Raw genomic sequence first — 20,245 nt, 5'->3', positions numbered from 1 at the left:
AGCGGTGAGCATCGCCGCAGGCGAGGAGCCTGTCCGGGTCGTCATCGCGGAGGACGCCGCCCTTCTCCGAGAGGGCCTGATCCGCCTGTTCGACGAGGCCGGGTTCCCGGTCGTGGCTGCCTACAGCGACGGTGACTCGCTGCTCGCCGCCCTGTCCACGACGTCGCCCCACGTCGCGGTGCTCGACGTCCGGATGCCTCCCACGTTCCGCGACGAGGGGCTCCGCGTCGCCCTCGCGCTGCGCCGGCAACACCCCGACATCGGGGTGCTGCTGCTGAGCCAGTACGCCGAGGTCGACTACGCCCGCGAGCTCCTCGCCGCAGGACCCCGAGGCGTCGGCTACCTGCTCAAGGAGGGCATCAGCTCACTGGCGGAGCTGCGCGAGGCGGTACGTCGCATCGCCGGTGGGGGCACCGTCCTGGATCCGCAACTGATCTCCGCCCTGCTCTCGCGACAGCACGACCCGCTGTCCCGCCTGACCGCACGCGAACGGGAAGTCCTCGAGCAGATGGCGCAGGGCCGCACCAACCAGGGCATCGCCGATGCTCTCCACCTCGCCGTCGCATCCGTGGAGAAACACAGCACGGCCATCTTCGCCAAGCTCGACCTCGAGGCCTCCCGGCTCGACCATCGGCGGGTACTCGCCGTCCTGACATGGCTGCAGCGCTGAGGTCGGTGCTGATGACGGCAGCCGTGCGTGGTGGATAGGCTCGCGACCGGGGGAAGGGGAGTCGTTCTCGCGGGAGGGATCTCGAATGGCTACGACGCAGGCGGAGGTGCCCCGGGTCCCGGTCGAGCACCGTTGGCTCGGGTTGGATCGGCGGTCGATCCCCTACGGACTGGTGGCGCTCGCCGTCATCGCACTGTGGGCGTGGGTGATGCCGTGGGTCGACGACCGGGTGGCGTGGGACGACTCGACCCGGGCCGGTGAGGCCATCCAGGTCACCGACGACATCACGATGTCCGTCGCGCCTGGCTGGGGCGTGATCGCCGGGCTGCGCACCAGCGACGAGACGCGCAGTGGCGCGAAGGCCGTCAAGCAGGACGCGCTGGTCAAGGACGGCGTCCTGTTCTCCATCGTCCAGGGCCCCTTCGACCAGAGCCCCTCCCGGCTGCTCGACCAGACCGAGCGGATCACCGCCGCGTCCAGCTCGGGCTTCCACGTTCCCGGCGAGACGCGTGACGTCACCACCGCCGCCGGGCTACGGGGCATCGGCGAGGACTTCACCTACCTGGGTGGTATCGGTTCCATCGACGCCTTCGTCGTCGACGGGACCGGTATCGAGATCCAGGTGAGCGGCCCCCAGGCCCAGGTGACCGCACTCCAGAGCGAGACCGACGCGATGATCGACTCCCTGGCCCAGGACGGGGGCGAGTCCTGATGCGCTCGACCGACTCCACCATCACCGACGAGGGTGCCGACGCGCCCGAGACCCACGCACTGCTCACCCGTCGTACCGACGCCATCGAGGAGTCCGGCTGGGGCAACCGGTTCCACCTGTTCCAGCCCCGCAACGTGTGCCTGTGGATCTACCTGCTGCTGCTCGCCATGGGTGCGCGCCAGCTCTACGAGCTCGCCGCCCCCACGGCCGGTGTGTTCGCCGAGGCGAACCTCGCGGCCGTCGGCTCGGCCGGAGTCTTCTGCCTGGTCTTCCTGCTCTTCCTCCACCATGCCGACCGGTACGAGCGGACCCCGGCACTGCTCGCTGTGACGGCCTTCGTCGGCGGTGGCATCGGCGCGCCGTGGGCGATGGCGCTCTCAGGCAACGGCGCCCTGATGAACCTGTACGCGAAGAGCTTCGGCCAGGCCTGGGCAACCGACTGGAGGGCCGGGCTCAGCGCGCCGTTCGTCGAGGAGACGGCCAAGGGCGCGGTGTTCGTCCTCCTGCTCGGCCTCGCACCCCTGGTCATCCGCACCGTCTACGACGGGCTCATCGTCGGCGCCTACGTCGGCCTCGGCTTCCAGGTCCTCGAGGACATGCTCTACGGCCAGCAGAGCGCCTACCAGAGCTTCGGCATCCACCAGGTCGACTCCGTCCTCCAGACCTTCGTCCTTCGCTCCGCCACGGGGGTTGCCTCGCACGCGATGTACACGGCGCTCTTCTCGGCCGGCGTCATCTACCTCGTCGGCACCCGAGCGCAACCGCGGCGCATCGGTCGCGGGCTCCTGCTGGCCCTGACGGCGATGGTGCTGCACGGCGTGTGGGACTCCATGCCGGCGGTGGCCGACGGCAACGCGCTGGGCGTCATCCTCCTCATGGTGCTCATCACGGTGACCAGCGTGGTCGTCCTCTTCGTCGCACTCCGGTGGGGAGCGCGCCGCGAGCGGGGCTGGCTGCGTGACGTCCTGGCGCCGGAGGTGGCGAACGGCACCATCACCGAGGTGGAACTCCTCGCCGTCGCCGGGGAGCGCGAGCACCGCCGACGCGATCGCAAGGCAGCCGTGAGCGGCCGCTCCGACGGCGTCACCCGACGCCGCGAGAAGCACGTCCTCGCCGCCAGTCTCGACCTCGCCCACGACCTGTCGACCGGCAAGGGCCAGGACACCCCGCAGGTCGAGCACTCCCGTGCCGAGATCCACCGACTGCGTGGCCGCTGAATCGTGTCCGGAGCCACCACACCGGCGTCACGGCGCACCGGGGTCGGCGCACCTGGGTCGGGGATGGACCCCTCCGGCGGTTACCGTGCCGTCCCTGCAGGGTGGGGATCATCGAGCGGCGGCGGGGTCTGCATGACGACGCCGTACCAGCCCAGACCCTCGTAGGTCTCGTAGCCGGGCGTGATGGAGAACCCCACCATGGTCCCGTCGGGTCGTCGGTAGACCCCGGCGCGCGTGTCGTCGGCGCGTGTGACGTCGACGCGCTCGCGCAGGAGCCCCTGGTTGTCCGAGGAGGCGAGCACGACGTGATCGTGATCGACCAGCATGACGCGCGTCCGCGCTCGCTCCTCCTCCGACAGGTGCACGCCGGTCACGATGGCGTGAGCTTGGGGAGCGAAGTCGAAGAAGATGCCCAGGGCGCCGACGGCTCGGCCGTGCTCGTCACCGTTCTCGCGGATGGCCGTGGAGTAGGTGGCGACGGTCGCGCCGGCCAGAGCCGGGTTGACAGTGACGTCGACGACGGCGAACTCGGTGCCGTCGCGCGTCGCCATCGCCTGCTCGAACCAACGCTCGCGGGAGACGTCGCGACCGAGGACGCCGGGATACCGCTGGGGACGGCCGTGGGCGATGACCTTCCCCTGGGCGTCGGCCACCCACAGGTCCAGGTACACCGTGTACGACGCGAGGATGACCCCGAGGCGCTGGCTGGCATGCGTGCAGCTCTGCGACGAGGGGTCGGAGCAGGCCTCGACGACTGCGGCGTCGGTGGCCCACCATCGGACGTCGCAGGACCGCTCGTACAGGTTCCGGTCGATGAGCTCGACGACGTGGAGGGCCAGGTCGGAGAGACGTGTTCCGCGTACCTGCATCACGAGGACGCCGCCGAGATCGCTCAAGGCGGCCACGAGTGGTGCCATCTGGTCGTTGAGCTGAGCGGAGAGGTCGCGGACCTCGTCCGCGACGGAGGCGATCTCCTTGGCGACCACCCCGAACCCGGCTCCTTCGGGCCCCGCATGCGCGGCTTCGATGGCGGCGTTGATGGCGAGCATCTTCGTCGCTGTCGCAACATCGGCGACGCGACTCAGCTTCTCTCGGGTCAATGACGCAATGTCACTGGCGATTCTTACGACCCGTTCCGGCATGCAGCGAGACTATTGAGATCGGCGTTGGCGCGGCAGCCTTTACCCAGGTGGGGCATATCTCGAAGCGAAAGCGATGAATCGTCACATTCGGGCGCTATATACGCGTGCGTGAGAAATACGGCGTACGTCGCTCGGTGGCGCCGCCGCGCGTGCCCGCCGCAGTCGGCGGATGAACGGTCGACCCCCTTCCGTCGCCGGCAGGAGCAACCGGGCGAGGCCGCCGATCGGCCCCGCCCGGCTCCCCCTTCGACGCGACTACCTCGTGATCCGCTTCACCCCCGTGCTGGCCGCGGCGCTGGCGTAACCGGCACGCGAGGCGATCACCGTCACCTTGATCCGCTTGCCGCGGTCAGCCGCCTTCACCCGGTAGTGGGCGCTCGTGGTGGTCTTCACGACCTTGCCGTTGCGCTTCCACTGGTAGACGTACGACGTGGCTGCCGGCGTCCAGGTGCCGTGCTTGACGTGCAGCTTCCTGCCGACAGCGGCGGTGCCCCGCAGCTTCGGCGCGACAGTGTTGCGCAGGGCGGTGGCGCCAGGCCTGGCCGGGCTGACCGCGACCAGCCGGTACGGGTTGACGCTCACCGGTCCGACCAGACCGTAGTCCTGGAGCAGGCCGCGGTTGGCCACAGCGGTGTCCAGCGAGTAGAGCCTGTTGTTCAGCGTGGTCGAGACGCGGACGGTCAGCGTGTTCGCACCGGCGTGGAGGGCACTGCTGATATCGGCTTGTGCGGAGACCTGGTCGACCGGGATGTCGGTGCCGTTGACGCTCACCCGGAAGGAGTCGGTGACCTGGCCGAGGCTCAGGGTCGCGCCTTCGCTGCCGGGCTTCCAGTCGGCGGGCAGGTGCACCGTCGTGCTGTAGGTGCCGATGCCGGAGGCATACTGCAGCGCCGGGATCTGGGACCACGGCTTGAGCGAGTCCAGGTGTACCGACACAGGCACCTTCGTGGTCTCCGAGCCTGCGGTGCCGGTGGTCCCGTAGGCCGCGGTCGGCTGCCAGTCCTCGGCGTTGAGGCTCCAGGCCTGGTCGGTGAGGTCGAGCTTGCTCGGGACGTCGCCGACGGTGGAGACGATCGGGGTCGTCGAGCCGCCGAGGGTGGTGACGTAGCTGCCCTTGCTCGGCGCCTTCACGAAGAGGTCGTTGCCGTGGGCGACGGCGCCGTCGGCGGTGGTGGACGCTACGTATCGCGTCGAGCTGGTCACCCCGAACCGGCTCGGGTCGGTGGTCAGTGCGATGACGGTGGTGTCGTCACGATCCAGGTGCAGCTTGACGGTCACGTGGTCACCGTCGCGGCTGTACTCCGAGATCGGTGTGATCGCGCCCGAGGTCGTGTCGAGCAGGATTGGAACGCCCTGGCCCTCCAGCGTGATGGTGGTGTCGACCGCATCGCCCGTGGCCATGCAGGGGTTGAGGATCGAGCCGGTCGTGTGGCAGACCTGCGGGGCCTCGTAGAGGTTGCTCGGGGTCTCGCCGTAGATGGAGGTGCTCGCCGGCGCCGCATCGACGCCCTGGTTGTAGAGCCAGTAGTAGTTCGTGCCCGTGGCAGCGTCGTCCCGGCGCACGCTCAGGACGCTGCTGGCCGTCTTGGTCTGCGCCGCAGGGGTGATGCCCAGGCTCTTGAGCTTGCTCGGCAGCGCCGCCTCGGTGGGAACGGATGAGAAGGTGTTCTGAGCGCGCAGCTGGCCGAGCACCGCGTTGAGGTCGGTGTCGGTCGAGGCCGGGAAGGTGCCCGAGCCCTGCGGGTTGCCGACGAAGATGACCGGCAGCCCGGCCTTGGCGTAGGACAGCATCTTCTGGGCGGCCTTGACCGTCAGCGTGCCGCGGGTGGTGCCGGTCGAGGGCTGCAGGAACTGGTCGAACACGATCGCCCGGTACGCGGGCCCGTCGTTGGCCAGCCGGCCGTTCGACACGGTCGCGTTCGGCAGGTCCATGGAGCTCTCGTCGTAGTAGTCCCACGTGTAGCCGGCCCGCTGCAGGGCGGTGTCCTGCCAGTGCTTGTTCGACGGGTCGGAGGTGCTGAACGCCGCCGGATCGGAGTAGCTGCGCATGTAGACGGCGATGTCCATCTTCGCAGCGCCCTGGGTCAGCACCTCGGTGGTGCGGGCGAAGGAGTCGTTGGCCGCCGCCGCGTCGGTGTAGTAGGGCTGCTGGCTGTTGTAGGAGTTGGAGAAGCTCACCTTCCCCGGGCCACCGTTGAACACCGGTCCGGGCCACGTGCTGGTGGACGTCGCCGTCGAGGGACGCGTGTGGTAGACCATCCGCGTCACGCCGCCCGCGAACTCGTGGTTCATCCGGACGAGGTAGTCCTCCTGGGTCTGGGCGAAGCTCTCGTTGAGGACCGCACAGCACTCGGTGCTGAACCAGGTGTTGCCGGTCATGTGGTTGCCCGATGCCATCGAGCGGTAGTTGTCGGTCTGGTCGCTGCCGATCAGCGACTCGTGCTCGGAGCGGTCCAGGGCGATCGAGGTCTGGATCTGGTCACCGCTGGCAGTGATCGGGATGTCCTCCTGCTGGAGGCGCAGCTTCATGTTGTAGGTGTGCGCCCAGTCCTGGAAGGCGGTGATCCGGTTGGCGGTGTAGAGGTCGCTGCGGACCTTGCTGAAGTCCGAGCGGATCCGGTTGGCCGACCCGTCGCTGAAGGTGTACGTCGTGGCGAGGCCGGCGACCATGGTGGTGTCGGCGAGGGCGGCCAGGTCGGGGGTGATGTCGTAGCCGGCACGGGCCTGGAACTCGGTCCTCATGTTGCTGGACCAGAGCTCCTGCGGCACACCCCAGGGGTCGCTCGGGTGGGAGTCGACGAAGAAGTCGCCGCCGTTCTTCTTCACCAGATCGGAGAGGCCGTTCGCGGCGAAGTAGCTGTCGTAGGCGTCGGTCACCTCCCGGGTGCCCTCCGGGCTCAGCGTCTCCGGAGTCGTGCCGAAGGGGACGGCGCGGTAGACGGTGACCACCCAGCTGGCCCCGGGCGTGGTGGTCGGGGCGGTCCAGGTCAGGTGGCCGGCGGTGCTTCCGCCGTTGTACCCGGCGGTGTTGGTGGCGGTCAGCGTGCTGGTGAGGTCGACGGCCGAGTCGCGCACGAGCGAGACCTGGCCTGCCGTGGACGGTGCGCAGTTGGCAGCGGTGCACCGGTAGGCCACCACCGCGACGATGGTGCCCGTCGCCGTACCCGGGACGTCCGCGTCGACGGTGCCACCAGCGGTCACCGGGGTGAACTGGCTGAAGCTGAGCGTGCGCCGGGCGTAGGAGTCGGTGTTGGCGTAGGACTGGCCCGGGAGGGCGGAGGCGGCCTTGAGACTGACAGTGATGCCGAGCTTGTCGGCCTCGGCGTAGATCACCTTGAGCTGGTCCGCGGTCGGGACGCCCCCTTGACCGATCTCGACGCCGCCGATGTTGTGGGCGGCGGCGTCATCGAGGTCGGCGCGCAGCGAGTCGTCGGTGGTCGTCGGGTCGGTCGGGATGAAGTTCCACCGCACCCACGGCTTCTCCGTGTTCGCCGGGTGGGCGAACGAGGAGGCGGTGAGGCCGACCACCGGGTTCAGAGCGGCGTACGTCGAGGTCGACGGCGGCTGGCCGTCCGGGTCGGTGCCGCCGGTTGCGGCGCTGGCGTGACCGACCGCGATCGTCACGGTGCTCAGCGCGACCGCTCCGCCGGCGACCACTGCACCGAGCCGATAGCCGCGGTGGCGGGGTCGGGCGGATGTTCTCCGGCGAGGATGTCCAGATTTCGGCACGAAAGGCTCCTTGGGCTTGAATCGTTTCATTGGAACGTGGTGCAATCTTCGTCACCGCGATGTGACGGACGCAACAGATCGCAGTGATCGTCGTCACACGCTTTTTGATAGGCCGCTATCGGCGAGGTGATAACCCATGGACGAGTTGCGCCATATCGACTGGAACCTCATTCCCGCGCTCGACGCCCTTCTGCAGGAGCGGAATGTCAGCAGAGCCGCGCGCCGGCTCTCGATCAGCCAGTCCGCGGCGAGCGGGGCGTTGGCCCGTCTGCGCCGTCACTTCGGCGACGACCTGCTCGATCGTCAGGGCAACGGCTACGTCCTCACGCCGCTGGCCCAGCTCCTGGTGGGACCGGCGCGTGAGGCAGTGGGCGGCGTCCAGGACCTGATGGGCTCGGCCGGCTCGTTCGACGCTCACGCCACCACCCGCGAGTTCGTCGTCGTCGCCAGCGAGTACGGTCAGACCCTCTTCGGGGCGGCGTTGATCCGTCGCCTCCGGACGGCGGCGCCGCACGCGCGGCTGGCCTTCCGCGGGATGTCCTCGACCGGCACGGAGGGCGACTGGTTCTCGAAGGTCGACGGCTGGATCGGACCCCGGGATGTGATGCCGGACAAGCCTTCCTCCGGCCTGTTCAGCGATCGTTGGGTGTGCATCGTCGACCGGGATAACACCGCCGTCGGCGAGGAGCTGCCGCTCAGCAGCGCCTACGCGCACACCTGGGTGCTGCCGACCGTCAGCAAGCATCGCGACCTGCCCTGGCGCAAGCGCCTCCTCGATCACGGGATCGACCTCAACATCGCCGTCACCACCGAGAGCTTCGGCGCGGTCCCCTACCTCGTCGCCGGCACCGAGAGCGTCGGCCTGGTCCAGGCGGCGCTGCTGGACCGGCTGGGGGCGGCTGCCGCCGGCGTACGGATGCTCGAGTGCCCGTGGATCATGCCTCCCCTGGCCTTCACGCTGTGGTGGCACGAGAACCGTGAGCACGATCTCGCGCACGCGTGGTTCCGTCAGCAGGTCGCCGATTGCATGAGCGACGCAGCGGCACCAGATCCCGGCTCAGGGTAGGTCGCGGACTTCCGGCGTCGCACCAGGCCCGACCGGGACGCAGGCCCGACTCGACCGGGACGGAGGCCCGACTGAACGGGGACGCAGGCCCGACTCGACGTGAACAGCGGCCCGGAGTCGAGGACTCCGGGCCGCTGTTCGTGGTCAGACGGTGATCACCGCCGTGGTCTCGCCGGCATCAGTGGTCGGTGTCGGCGTTCGGCACGTTGGCCCCCGGGACCTGCGACGGCGCGTAGATCTGCGCGTCGCCGGGGTAGGGCGTGCTCCAGTCGTGCGCCCGGTACCAGGTGTAGCGGTTCATCAGATCCGGGTTGGCGTAGTCGGCGATCGCCATGGCACCGGCGAGGTGCTGCTGGTTCGCCCAGGTGTCCCACTCGTTGGCGACGGCCTGCTCGGCGGTGGGCACGTCGGTGGCCGCCGCCTCCTTCTTCTGCAGGGCCTTGGCAGCGGCACCCGTCTTGCCGAGGGTGTCGTTGCCGCACGCCGGGGTGCCACCGGCGAGGCCCTCGGTGAGCGGCACCTGGTTGGCGACCGCGTCGAAGGGCGCGTTGTTCGGCGTGGTGGTGAAGGCGCCGTACATCGGGGTCGCGGCGGCCACCTTCTCGTTCAGCGGCTGGGCACCCAGGATCTGCTCGATCGTGCGGACCATGCTGATCTGCGAGTAGTAGGTGTCGACCACCTTGCCGTGCTGCGCCCAGGGGCTGATGACCTGGATCGGGGCCCGGTGACCGTCGACGTGGTCAGCGCCTGCCTGGCTGTCGTCCTCGGCGACGAAGATGACCGAGTCCTTCCAGATCGCCGAGTGCGAGATCTTGTCGACGACCCGGCCCACGGCGAGGTCGTTGTCGGCGACCTGCGCCTCCGGGCTCGCCTGACCGCTGGTGTGGTCGCTGGAGAACCACATCATGTTGAAGTTCGGCACGGCCTTGTCGGCACCGCCCGCGCCGGCGACCTGCTTGTCGAAGTCCTGCTCCCAGACCGCCTCGCGGAAGATGTCGGGGATCGAGGTGTCGAACGCCGGCGACGAGGGGTCGCTGATCGCGTTGAGCGAGGGGATGACCGAGCCGTAGTGGGCACCGGCGAGCGGGCCCGTGGTGAGCTGCGTGGCGTCGGCGTTCGCGTCGTACGCCGTCGCGGCGCAGTAGTACTGCTGCCACGTGGAGCCGGCCGGCTTGCCCTCGCCGTACTCGTACTCACCGTAGTTGCGCGCCGTGCCGCCGGCCGCCTGGATCGCGCTCCACAGGAAGCCGGAGCGCTGGTGGCCGAGCACGTCCTCCTCGGTGTCGTAGGAGCGGGTGTACTCCCCGGCCGAGGACTCGGTGTACTCCGGGTTGTCGCCCATCATCATCCAGTTGTGACCCTCGGCCGAGTTGGTGCCGATGTCGTAGGTGTTGTCGTAAAGCCCGAACTGGGTCGCGAGGGCGTGCTGGTTCGGGGTGACCTCCTGGCCGAACTGCGCCAGCGTGGGGTCGCCGTTGCCCTGCTTGAGGTCACCGAAGAGCTGGTCGTAGGTGCGGTTCTCCTTGACGATCAGGAAGACGTGCTTGATCTTCGAGGACGCCTGGCCGATCTGGGTCGGCACCGGGTTGGCGCTGGGCACCGTGACGTTCTTGGTGGAGCAGACCCGCCGGTCGACGTACTTGTAGTGCTTGAAGTGCTTCTTGTGGTGCCTCTTCGCCTTCTTCTTGGCCTTCTTCAGCTCCTTCTTCGTGAGCTTCACCTTGACCTGGACCGTCTTGCAGGTGGTGACCTTCTGGGTCGTGCTCATCGACGGGTCGGCGCTCCAGCCGTTCTGCTGGAACACCGTCGCCGTGTCGGCCTTGATCGCGGCGTCGGTCGGCCAGGTGAAGCGGGTCAGCGAAGCGGTGGTGGCGTGCGTGCCGTGCCCGATCGCCGTGTTGGTGTTGAGACCCCCGCTGAAGCTGAGCTTCGGGCCGCGCGCGTCGACGCCGCGGCGGTTGGCGACCACGACCCGGCCGGCGGCGTCGGTGAAGACGCCCGAGGGGTAATAGTCGGTGGGCACCAGCCCGATCTCGCTCACCGGGTCCTGGGCGCTCGACCCGAGCGCGAAGACCTCGATGGCGTCGGCCCGGCCCAGGGAGACCAGCAGGTGGCCGTTGACGATGTCGATCGAGTCGGGCTCATAGCCGACCGCCGTGCCGCGGTCCTTGCCCCGGTCGCTGGCATTGACCCAGGGCTGGGTGCTGATCGTCTGGACGACGGCGTTCGTGGTCGGGTCGATCACCGAGACGGTGTCCTCGTCGGTGTTCGCGACGTAGAGGGTCGTGCCGTCGGTGTACGTCGCCGTCGGGTGACGTCCGACGGTGATGGTCGCCGCGACACCCGTGGCGACGGTCGGGTCGATCACCGAGACGGTTCCGCCCGTGGCCGAGCCGGTGGTGCCGTTCGCGGCGACCGTCGAGCCGTAGGACTGCATGGTGGTGCCGGTCGGGTTCGCCGCGCCGCCCTCGTTGGTGACGTAGAGCTTGCCGCCGACGAAGGACAGCTGGCGCGGAGCAACGCCGACCTTCCACTGGGCGAGCACCGAACCGTTGGAGGGGTCGATCTCGTCGACCGCATCCTGGCCGTTGAGCGCCGCGTACAGGTGGCCGTCGGGGCCGAAGACGGATCCGGCCGTCAGCGGCAGCTCGGTCGTGGTGGTGGCGAACGGGTTGGCGGTGCTGGTGACGATCGGGTGCGCGGCGGTGACGACGGGCAGGAAGTACGTGCTCGGCGCGCTGAGGTTGCCGGTCGCGTCGACCGTGTAGACGTCGAAGCCGCAGGCGACCGGAACCCACAGCTTGGTGCCGTCGGGGGAGAAGGTCGGGTTGCCCTGGCCGATCGTGCCGTCGGAGCTCGTGCCGCCCGGCGTGCAGGTGTTGGCGCTGGTCTGACCGGCAGGCGTGTTGAGGTAGGTCATCGAGGGGAAGCCGGCGTTCGCCGCCGCGTTCAGGAAGGTGTTGGCGGTCTTCGCATCGCCCAGCGGAGCCGTGCCGGCGGCGGAGACGGGCGCGTAGGTGTCCAGGTCGAACATCTGGACGTCGACGGAGTGATCGGTGCTGGTCGTCGCCAGGATGTGTCCGTTGGGACTGATGGTCGAGCCCATGATCTTGCCGAACGGCGTCATGAGGCGGTCCCCGAGGGGGTTGATCGTCTGGTCGGCGGAGACCTGGACGCTGCCGTCGGAGTAGGTCGACCCGACGGTGTGGTTGCCGAACCCGACCGTCGACGCGGTGGCGATGCCACCGGTCGCGAGCGCGAGTGCGACGCCGCCTGCCGCGAGGAGGCGCAGGCGCTTGCCTCTCAGGGCGCCGTGGAAGGCCGAGAGACCCTCAGGACGCCGGCGCTGACGCGTGACGTGCATGGACTGTCCTTTCCTGCTGCGTGCGGGGGATGGGTGCCACGAGGGAGGTGCTACGTCGTCAGCAGGTCGACGAGACCGTCGAACTGCCACAACGGGTTGGGGATGTCCCCGTCGGCGGTGTGGACCTGGAAGGAGCCGTTGACCTCCTTGGGTCCGTCACCGTCGGCGACGTAGCGGCCGTCGGCCGTCACGTCGAGCTGGAAGGTGGCCTGGCCGACGAAGGCCGTACCGGGGGTGTGCCAGGAGACGATGCAGCGCCAGTCGTTCCCCGGTCCGGCGCCCTGACCCGTGACAGCGCTGTCCGCGCTGCTCCGGTCGGTGGCGCCGCCCTTGTCACACGTCGCGGTGGTGCGCATCGCGGCCTCGGTGACAGGCGTCTGATGGAGCTCGGCGGTCTGCAGCACGTAGAGGTGGCTGAACGTCGTGGCGAGCGACTCCTGCAGCTTCGCCCGGGTCACCCCGGTCGCGTGCGCCGGGGTGGCGATGCCGACCACGACGGCCGTGAGCGCCGTCAGGGCGGCCAGCGGCAGCAGCCCACCCACAGCGATGCGGCGCGAGGAGCCGTCGTTGCTCACGTCGGTGAAGTCCCGGCGTACGAACAGACGCCTGGCCGCCGCGGTCGCGACGACGGTCCAGGTCACGCTGACGGCCAGCCCGACCCAGATCGGCCCCAGCTGGGCCGGTTCGGTGAACAGGCCGCGCCAGGCCAGGAACGCGTTGCTCGGCAGGGCCATCCGTACGACGACGGGCAGCGGCAGCATCGTGACGAGCTGGAGCAGCAGGGCGAGCAGGGCCGGTAGCAGCAGGCCGATGGGGGAGCGACCCATGGTGACCGAGCCGAGCAGTCCGACGGCGGCGTACGTCAGGGTCGCCACGGCGACGCACAGCCACGCGAGGGCGACCCGCCCGGCGGCGTCCCCGACGCCGAGGGTGTGACCGTCGAGGCCCACCAGGGGGTGGCTGCCGACCCCCAGCAGGCCGCCGGCGATGGCGGAGCCCGCCAGGCAGGCCACCATCGCGAGCACCACGATCAGGCTGGCGAGCGCCTTGGCGGCGAAGATGCGCCGGGTCGAGCGCACCGCCACGACGAGGTGGCGCCAGGTGCCGAGCCGGTCCTCGGTCGCGAAGACGTCACCGGCGACCAGCGAGGTGAGGAGCGGCAGCGCCCAGGTGCTCGCGAAGGCGAGGACGACCAGCGGACCGGCCCAGCCGGTGAGCGCCATCTGGCGGCCGAAGACGGTGTCGGCGGGCAGGGAGCTCTGCTGCCCCACGGCGGCGACGAATGCGCCCGGAGCCACCAGGCAGACCAGGAGCATCAGCCTGATCCGCCACTGGGCCAGGAGCTTGACGAGCTCGAAGCGGAACGTACGCCGCAACGACGCCGGGCGGACCGTCGCCGGAGCTGCGGGCGAGGTGGGGCGGACCGGGGCATCAGTGCTCATCGAGGGCGCTCCTCGGAGGTCTCGCCCGTGAGGGCGAGGAAGGCGGCCTCCAGCGGGGGCGTGACCGGGCCGAGCTCGCGAACGGCGATGCCCGACCCGACGATGCCGGTGACGAGCTCGTCCATCCTCGGGACCGAGCCGCGCACGACGAGTGCTGCCTCGGCCCCGAGGACTTCGGAGCTCATCACGGACGCTGAGACCACCGTGATGCCGGGAGTGCGGGCGGCGACCTCGCGAGCGCGGGCGCCGTCGGAGGTGACGAGGCGGTAGTCCAGGTCACCGCTCTCGGCGGCGAGCTTGGCCAGCGGCCCGGAGAACACCACCCGGCCGGCCGCGAGCAGGGTGACGTCACCGCACAGGGCCGCGAGGTCGTCCATCCGGTGACTGGAGAGCACGACCGCCGCGCCCCGCTCGGCCAGCCTCATGATCACCCGATGGACGTGGCGCTTGCCGGCCGGGTCGAGGCCGTTCGCCGGCTCGTCCAGCACCAGCAGGCGCGGGTCGCCGAGGAGCGCCGCAGCCAGGCCGAGCCGCTGGCGCATGCCGAGCGAGAAGCCACGCACCGGGTCGTCGGCGACGTCAAGGAGGCCGACCTCTTCCAGCGCATCCTCCACGGACGAGGCGGCGTACCCGCGCAGGGTCGCGAGCGTGCGGAGGTTCTTGCGGGCGGTCAGAGCCGGGTACAGGCCCGGCCCGTCGACGAAGCCGGCGACGCCGTCGGGAACCGCCAGGTCCCGACCGACCGGACGACCGAGGATCTCCAGGTCACCGGCGTCAGGGGCGGCGAGCCCGAGCAGCATGCCCAGGAGGGTGGTCTTGCCGGCGCCGTTGGGACCGACGAGGCCGTGGACGGTGCCCGCCTCGACGTCGATGTCGACGCCGTCGAGGGCGACGACGTCGCCGAAGTCCTTGCGAATGCCGCGGACCCGGACCGCGCGAAGACCCATGGCTGCCTCTCCTTGCCGTCGACGCACCGGCACGATGGCCGACGCCCTGGCGAGAGGACGCTAGGGATCGCGACCACTCCTCAGCCTTTACTCAGGAAGTCGCGCAGCCGAACCGTTGATGAACGGCCCGCTGCTTTTCTGATCTTTACCTGTCGCCCGTCGGGGCGGGCCCTCGCGGGGCTGCTCGCCGAGGTCGCGGACGGGCACATCGACCGTGCGGAGGTCGTCGTCCTGCTCGTCAGCGGCGGGCTGCTGCCCGCGCTGTTCGGGCATGCGGATGTGCAGAGCGCCACTGTCACCGGGTGACAGTGGCGCTCTGCGAAGCGGCGAGGACCTAGCGGCGTGCCTTCCAGGGCAGCCGGTAGGCGCGATAGCTGACGAACCCGGTCGGATAGCTGGCGTCGAAGACGTCCTTGCCCCGGGCGTTGAACTCCGACAGGTGCGGCAGGGCGCCCCAGCCGGTGAAGACGTGTCCGTTCGACAGCAGCTGGGTGTTGCCCTGCGAGGAGGCGAGGGTGCCCGTGGGCTCGTCGTACTCCTTGACCAGGGTGGCCGTGCGGTGCTTCAGGTCGAGGCGGATCTTGGTCGAGCGGCTGTGGCCGAGCGAGGAGACAGCGCCCTGACCGGTGTTGGCGGTGCCTGCCGACTCGTTGTCGAAGACGGTGATCAGACCGTGGCCGTGGGCCTCGGCGTCGTGCTGCCAGGCGAAGATGCGGCCGGCATCGTTGAGTTCGGTGCCGTCGGCCGCCTTCAGGGTGAACGAGCTGTTCTTGCCGCCGAGCTTCCAGTCGATCGCACCCGAGCGGCGGTTGACGTCGTACGCCGTCCACGTGTTGCGGGCGTCGATGAGCAGGTGCTTGCGTCCCTGCTCCTTGACGGCGTTGACGTGGAACCAGTCCCAGGGGGTGCTCGCACTGGCCGGCAGCGGCTGCTGGCTCTCGGAGTAGGGGACGTGGTCGGCGCTGTTCCAGGAGAACAGCACCTTGCCGGTGCGGATGTCGACCTCCTGGACGACCCCGTCGATCACCGTCTGGTTCGCCGGGCCACCGATCGAGGTGAGGTCGGCGGTCGCGGTGGTGTAGCTCAGGATCAGCGCTGTGTTCTTCTTGGTGATGAGGAACTCGTGCCCGTCCGCGCTGAGCCCGTTGCCCGCGTGCACCTCGGCGATCTGGCGGTACTTGTCGTTGTAGATGTAGTCGGTCCCGGTCGCCACGCCGCCGAGGCCGGTGCCCTGCCAGAAGGTCAGGACCTTCTTGCCGCGGTAGGTCTGGGTGCGGAAGTCGGCGATGGTCTTGCCGGCGGCGGCCCGGTGGTACCAGAGCACCTTCTTGCCGTTCGGGCTGAGGATCTCGGCGCCGCTCGCGTACGTGTCCGACGTCCCGTAGGGAGCGACGAAGATGTCGCCCTTCGCCCGGCTACCGAGCTTGTTCTTGGTCACGGTGACCGGCGGCGCTGCCGAGGTGTCGGCAGCACTCGGCAGCACGTGGTGGACGTCGTGGCTGCGATGTCCGTACGTCGCCGCGTCGGCGGCGGGGACGGTGGCAGCGAGGGCGGCGGTCAGGGTGAGGGCTGTCGCGGCGGTGGTCGCCAGCAGCCCGATCCGCTGGTGGTGCATGGGTCCTCCTGTTATCACCAGACACCAATGTCTAGTTGCTTACAAGACTATGGACCGCGGTCGTCTGGCTCCGCATCGGGGGTCCGCTGGGCGAGACGCCCGCACTCAGTGGCCGGCCAGATGGTTCTTGAGCAACGCGACCCCGACCGCGAGCGCCAGCATCACCAGCCCGTAGGCGATCGCTGTGAGCGGGTGCGCTGCCGCGCGCCGCGCGACGGCGTACCCGGCTGCGGCGATGAGCGCCGCCAGCAGCAGCTCGGCCCAGGTGATCTCGCTGTCGGCCGGCAACAGGATCACGGGGACCGAGGCGAGGACCGCGGCGGCGATCCCGCCGGCGAGCTGGGCGGCGGCCAGCCGGGCGTCCTCGGCATCGAACGCGCCGAGGTTGACCAGCCGCGTCGCGAGGCGGAAGGCGAACAGGTGCGCCAGCACCAGGCCGATCGAGATCCCCCAGACGATGCCGAGAGCATGGGCGTGCTCGCTGTCCTCGGGCACGGCGAGCATCGCCGCCAACAGGCAGATCGCGACGTAGAGCGCCATCGTGAACGTCTCACGCCGCAGGTCGAGCGTCTCGTCCTGGGCCTCGGATGCCGCCGTCATGGAGGCATGGTCCCACTTACGGCGACCGACCGGGTCAGGCCTCGGCGAGCAGGCGGTAGATCGTCTGACGCGCCTGGCGAAGAACGCCGGCGACCTCGGCGATCTGGTCCCCGCCGCCCACGGCGCGCACCTGCCGGACCGCGAGGTGGAGCTGCTCGATCTCCTCGCGCAGACCGGCTGCGGGATCGTCCTCGCCGGTGCTGGCGAGCTCGTCCAGGGCGGACGGGTCGGCCTGGGCGCGGCCCTCGTCGGTGAGCTCGTAGGCCCGACGACCCTCGCCCTCGGCGCTGCGGACCAGCCCCTCGTCCTCCAGCTGCTGGAGCATCGGGTAGACAGAGCCGGGGCTCGGCCGCCAGCGCCCGTCGGAGCGCTCCTCGAGCCGGCGCATCAGCTCATAGCCGTGGGCCGGGCCGTCGATCAGGCCGGCGAGCAGCAGCCGCCTGATGTCGCCGCGCCGGCGGCCACCGCGCCGGCGGTTGCCTCGTCCGTCGCGGCCGCCGTTTCCGTCGCGGCCGCCACGACCGCCGGAGCGACCGCCGTGCCCGCGGGGCCCGCGGCGCTCATCTGGTGATTCGTTCATCATGCAGGAGCTCCTATCGCTCAGTAGATGAACCAACCGTAACGCGATATATCGTGATCGTTCAAGTGCGTTTCGTGAGGGGTTCCTGTCCCGGAGTTCGCCGAGGGCCAGCAGGCGCCTCGACGGGCTCGGCGCACGTCAGCTCATGACGCCGATCGGGCTCTGCTGGTGGCCGGGGAACACGGCGGCCACACTCCGGTCGGGGAAGCGCTTGGCCAGCACCTCACCGATCACGTCGCGGTAGTCGGTGGTCACCGCCAGGTCGTCGTCGACGTACGGGCTGGCCGGATCGGTGAGGCCGGGCCAGGTGCCGTGGTAGCGGCCGCCGTTCACGCCCGCACCGAAGAGCAGCATCATGTTGCCCCAGCCGTGGTCGAGACCGTGGGCTCCGTTCTCGCCCAGCCGACGGCCGAACTCGCTGATCGTCAGCACCGTGACGCGGTCCAGGTCCGAGCCGAGGTCGGTGAGGAACGCGGCGATGCTCGAGCCGAGCGCGCCGACCATGCCGGCCATGTTGCCGCTGTCCACTGTCCCGTAGTCCGCGTGGTAGTCCCAGGAGCCGAAGTCGATCGAGACCACCTCCGTGCCGACGTCGGCACGGATGAGCTGGGCGGTGTCCTTCAGCGCCGCGGCCAGGTCCGTGGCCGGCCATGCGGTCGGGTACGTCGCCTGGTTCTGCGGCTGGTACGTCGTCGCCGCGGCCTGTGCCAGCACGTCGGTGACGGTCAGCGCCTGCCGGCCGGCCGCGCCCAGCGTGCCGGTCGCGCCGCTCCAGACGGTCTGCAGGCCCTGCCGCCGCCGCGCCCGCCAGGAGGCGTCGGTGTCGAAGAGCGGGTTCGCCCCGACCAGCGCGATGTCGGAGAGCCGGTCGGCGGCCAGCGTCGGCGCCGGACCCGACACCAGCGTCGGTGGCATGGCCGAGGTCAGGTGCACGGCCTCGGTCGGCGAGGTGCCGGCGTCGAGGCCGATCATCCGGTTGACCCACCCCTGCCGCACGGTCTCGGTCGGGTCCGCCTCCTCGATCTCCTCCATCGCGGAGAAGTGCGACCGGTTCGGCATCGGCAGGCCGACCGCCTGCACGGCGGCGAACTGCTTCGACTGCCACCACGGCAGCAGCGGTGCCAGGCCGGGGTGCAGGCCGAACATCGAGTCGGCCGCCAGCAGCTTCGAGGTCGGTACGGCGATGGTGGGTCGGGCCGCGGCGTAGGCGGTGTCGCCGTGCGGGACGACGACTCCGAGGCCGTCGATCGCTCCGCGCAGCGACAGCACCACCAAGACGTTGCGGGCGCTCGTCCCGGTGGTCGTGGTGTCGGCATAGGCGACCTGCCGGACGGCGTCGCCGAAGACGCTGACGGCGACGCCGCCGAGGGCCGCGGCACCGAGACCGGCGAGGAAGCCGCGGCGGGAGAGGCCGGCGCGGTAGTCGGCGCAGCAGGGGTCGCCGGCGGCTGGATCGGTGCTCTTCGGTCGGGTCATCGTCGGCTCATCGGGTCATGTGGCGCGGGTGGTCGAGGACGACGCCGAGGGCGCGGACGCCGAGCCACTCCTGCAGGCCCTCGCCCTGCCAGCTGGTCGGGTCGATGGTGTCGGTCGGGCTCATCCCGATCGCCTGGGCGAGCGCCTGGGTGGTGGTGGCGGTGGTGCCGGTGGCGTGGAAGAGCCGGCACAGGTGCTCGGCGTACTGCGCGACGGTGGGCTTGCCGGCGGGCAGGAACGCTCCGGGCGAGCGGTAGGTGACGCCGCCGGTCGGCCAGTAGCCGCCGGCGAGGTTCCAGTGCATCGCGAAGCTGTTCAGCATCCGACTGGCCGAGGCGTACTCGGCGGCGCTGTCGGGGGGGCCGTCGGGGCGCGGCCACGAGTAGGGCTGCAGGCCCCCGTGGACGAAGACGAGCTGGTGGGCGGCGTCGTCGCGCGAGGCGGGTGGCTGCACGTCGACGCCCAGCAGCCGGAGGGTGGCGATCATGTCGGCCACCGGCGTGCGCACCTTCTGCTTGGCCGCCGCGGCGAACTCCGGGTGCCGGACCAGCGTCTGCAGCACCGGTCGCACGTCGGTGTCGCTGGCGAGGTAGACCTGGGCCAGCTTGGTGACGAGCGCATCGGAGGGGGTGTCGCTGACGAACCGGGTGGCGATCTTGGTGGCGATCCGGCGCGCTGTCGAGGGGTGATGCGCGAGGTAGTCGAGGTAGTCCTTGGCTGTCTGCCCCCCGCGCCCGTCGCCGTCGGTGCTGAACCCGAGGACCGTCGCGGCGGTGGTGGCGTGCCGGTCGGGGTCGTAGTAGGCGCTCCAGGTCGCGACCGCCGGGTGGTCGCCGTCCCAGGGCCACTTCACCGTCCAGCCGGAGAGGATCCGCGCCGATGCCTTGACCTGGTCCTCGTCGTAGAGACCACGGCCGACGGTGTGCAGCTCGAGCAGCTCACGGCCCTGGTTCTCATCAGGGTGGTCGGCGGTGGACTCGGCGTTGTTCAAGAAGACCAGCATCGCGGGGTGGAGCGATGCGGCGATCAGCAGCGTGGAGAACTTGCCGAGTGCGTGCGTGCGGATCAGCGCGTCGTAGTCCTGCCGCCAGTACCAGCCGTCGGAGCCGACGGGGACGTGCAGATGGTCGGACCAGAGCTCGACCATCGCCTCCAGCACGGCGCGGTTGCTGTGCACCCGGCGCAGGATCGTCCAGGACGCCAGGTCGATGCCGTAGTCCCAGTTGCCGAAACCGCCCGAGCGCTCGGAGGCGTAGCGCTGGGCCGGGGTGTCGGCGAGCAGCGGGAACCACGACCACAGCTGCTGGGCTCGGGCGCTCTCGGCGACCTGGTCGGGGGCGAGCTGTCGGTCGAACCAGGCCAGCGAGCCGCCGGCGGCGGAGATCGCCTGGCCCAACGCGGTCGTGTACCCGCCGGTGAACCGGTCCGCGATGTGCACCACGGCGGGGTCGGCCGGCTTGGCGGGCGCGACGACCGGCGCCGTCACTGTCGCGGCCGGCTGCTTCTTCTTGTGCTTGTGGTGCTTCTTCTTGTGGTGCTTCGGGTGTTTGGCGTGGTGCTTCTTCTTGGGGTGCTTCTTCTTCGCACGAGCGAGCGAGGAGAGCACGGAGCCGGACACCTCCATCGAATCGGCTCCCATCTCGCTCAGTTGAGCGGCCAGCGGTTCACACCTCACCATGCTGATC

The 20,245-nt window shown here is 70.1% G+C and carries 14 protein-coding genes; 4 read left to right on the top strand and 10 right to left on the bottom strand.

Annotation, left to right across the window (positions count from 1 at the left end):
• The first annotated feature begins 4 nt into the window (after positions 1–4).
• The 3 genes from P5P86_RS01195 (at position 5) to P5P86_RS01185 (ending at position 2,599) form a co-directional block, all read left to right on the top strand.
• Positions 5–670 carry a response regulator gene (locus P5P86_RS01195; RefSeq protein ID WP_280609444.1) on the top strand — a complete coding sequence of 222 codons (666 nt, stop codon included), beginning with the start codon at positions 5–7 and terminating at the stop codon, positions 668–670.
• An 85-nt stretch (positions 671–755) separates the two neighbouring features.
• Positions 756–1,382, top strand: a complete 627-nt coding sequence (locus P5P86_RS01190; RefSeq protein WP_280609443.1) for a hypothetical protein — start codon at positions 756–758, stop codon at positions 1,380–1,382.
• Positions 1,382–2,599, top strand: a complete 1,218-nt coding sequence (locus tag P5P86_RS01185) for a PrsW family intramembrane metalloprotease (protein WP_280609442.1) — start codon at positions 1,382–1,384, stop codon at positions 2,597–2,599. The genes P5P86_RS01190 and P5P86_RS01185 overlap by 1 nt, the downstream gene beginning before the upstream one ends.
• 80 nt (positions 2,600–2,679) lie before the next feature.
• On the opposite strand, the gene P5P86_RS01180 is transcribed toward P5P86_RS01185, so the two are convergent.
• Together P5P86_RS01180 and P5P86_RS01175 are read right to left on the bottom strand one after the other, a co-directional pair.
• Entirely contained in the window at positions 2,680–3,699 is a 1,020-nt protein-coding gene (locus tag P5P86_RS01180) for a methyl-accepting chemotaxis protein (RefSeq protein ID WP_280609441.1), read from the bottom strand.
• Positions 3,700–3,996: 297 nt separating this feature from the next.
• Complete coding sequence (locus P5P86_RS01175) at positions 3,997–7,398, bottom strand: glycosyl hydrolase (protein ID WP_280609440.1); 3,402 nt, start codon at positions 7,396–7,398, stop codon at positions 3,997–3,999.
• Positions 7,399–7,606: 208 nt separating this feature from the next.
• Between P5P86_RS01175 and P5P86_RS01170 the strand changes: the two genes are divergently transcribed.
• On the top strand, positions 7,607–8,536 hold the full coding sequence (locus tag P5P86_RS01170) for a LysR family transcriptional regulator (protein WP_280609439.1): 930 nt from the start codon (positions 7,607–7,609) through the stop codon (positions 8,534–8,536).
• Between the two features lie 178 nt (positions 8,537–8,714).
• Here the strand turns inward: P5P86_RS01170 and P5P86_RS01165 are convergent, their stop codons facing one another.
• The 8 genes from P5P86_RS01165 to P5P86_RS01130 form a co-directional block, all read right to left on the bottom strand.
• Positions 8,715–11,900, bottom strand: coding sequence for a bifunctional YncE family protein/alkaline phosphatase family protein (locus P5P86_RS01165; RefSeq protein WP_280609438.1), 3,186 nt, complete (start codon positions 11,898–11,900; stop codon positions 8,715–8,717).
• Positions 11,901–11,950: 50 nt separating this feature from the next.
• Positions 11,951–13,342, bottom strand: coding sequence for an ABC transporter permease (locus P5P86_RS01160; RefSeq protein WP_280609437.1), 1,392 nt, complete (start codon positions 13,340–13,342; stop codon positions 11,951–11,953).
• The gene (locus P5P86_RS01155) at positions 13,339–14,289 is read right to left on the bottom strand and encodes an ABC transporter ATP-binding protein (RefSeq protein ID WP_280609436.1); all 951 of its coding nucleotides are present in this window, start codon (positions 14,287–14,289) and stop codon (positions 13,339–13,341) included. The genes P5P86_RS01160 and P5P86_RS01155 overlap by 4 nt, the downstream gene beginning before the upstream one ends.
• Positions 14,290–14,623: 334 nt before the next feature.
• Positions 14,624–15,904 carry an arylsulfotransferase family protein gene (locus P5P86_RS01150; protein ID WP_280609435.1) on the bottom strand — a complete coding sequence of 427 codons (1,281 nt, stop codon included), beginning with the start codon at positions 15,902–15,904 and terminating at the stop codon, positions 14,624–14,626.
• Positions 15,905–16,009: 105 nt separating this feature from the next.
• A complete protein-coding gene (locus tag P5P86_RS01145) occupies positions 16,010–16,504 on the bottom strand; it encodes a hypothetical protein (RefSeq protein ID WP_280609434.1) in 495 nt (164 codons plus the stop codon).
• A 34-nt stretch (positions 16,505–16,538) separates the two neighbouring features.
• Complete coding sequence (locus tag P5P86_RS01140) at positions 16,539–17,087, bottom strand: PadR family transcriptional regulator (RefSeq protein WP_280609433.1); 549 nt, start codon at positions 17,085–17,087, stop codon at positions 16,539–16,541.
• Between the two features lie 135 nt (positions 17,088–17,222).
• Complete coding sequence (locus tag P5P86_RS01135; protein ID WP_280609432.1) at positions 17,223–18,560, bottom strand: DUF1501 domain-containing protein; 1,338 nt, start codon at positions 18,558–18,560, stop codon at positions 17,223–17,225.
• Positions 18,561–18,567: 7 nt separating this feature from the next.
• Positions 18,568–20,199: a DUF1800 domain-containing protein gene (locus P5P86_RS01130; protein WP_280609431.1), complete on the bottom strand. Its 1,632-nt coding sequence runs from the start codon at positions 20,197–20,199 to the stop codon at positions 18,568–18,570.
• Positions 20,200–20,245 lie beyond the last annotated feature (46 nt).

Source organism: Nocardioides sp. BP30, from assembly GCF_029873215.1.
Taxonomy (GTDB): Bacteria; Actinomycetota; Actinomycetes; order Propionibacteriales; family Nocardioidaceae; genus Nocardioides.
This window is presented reverse-complemented; position numbering and strand designations above follow the sequence as displayed.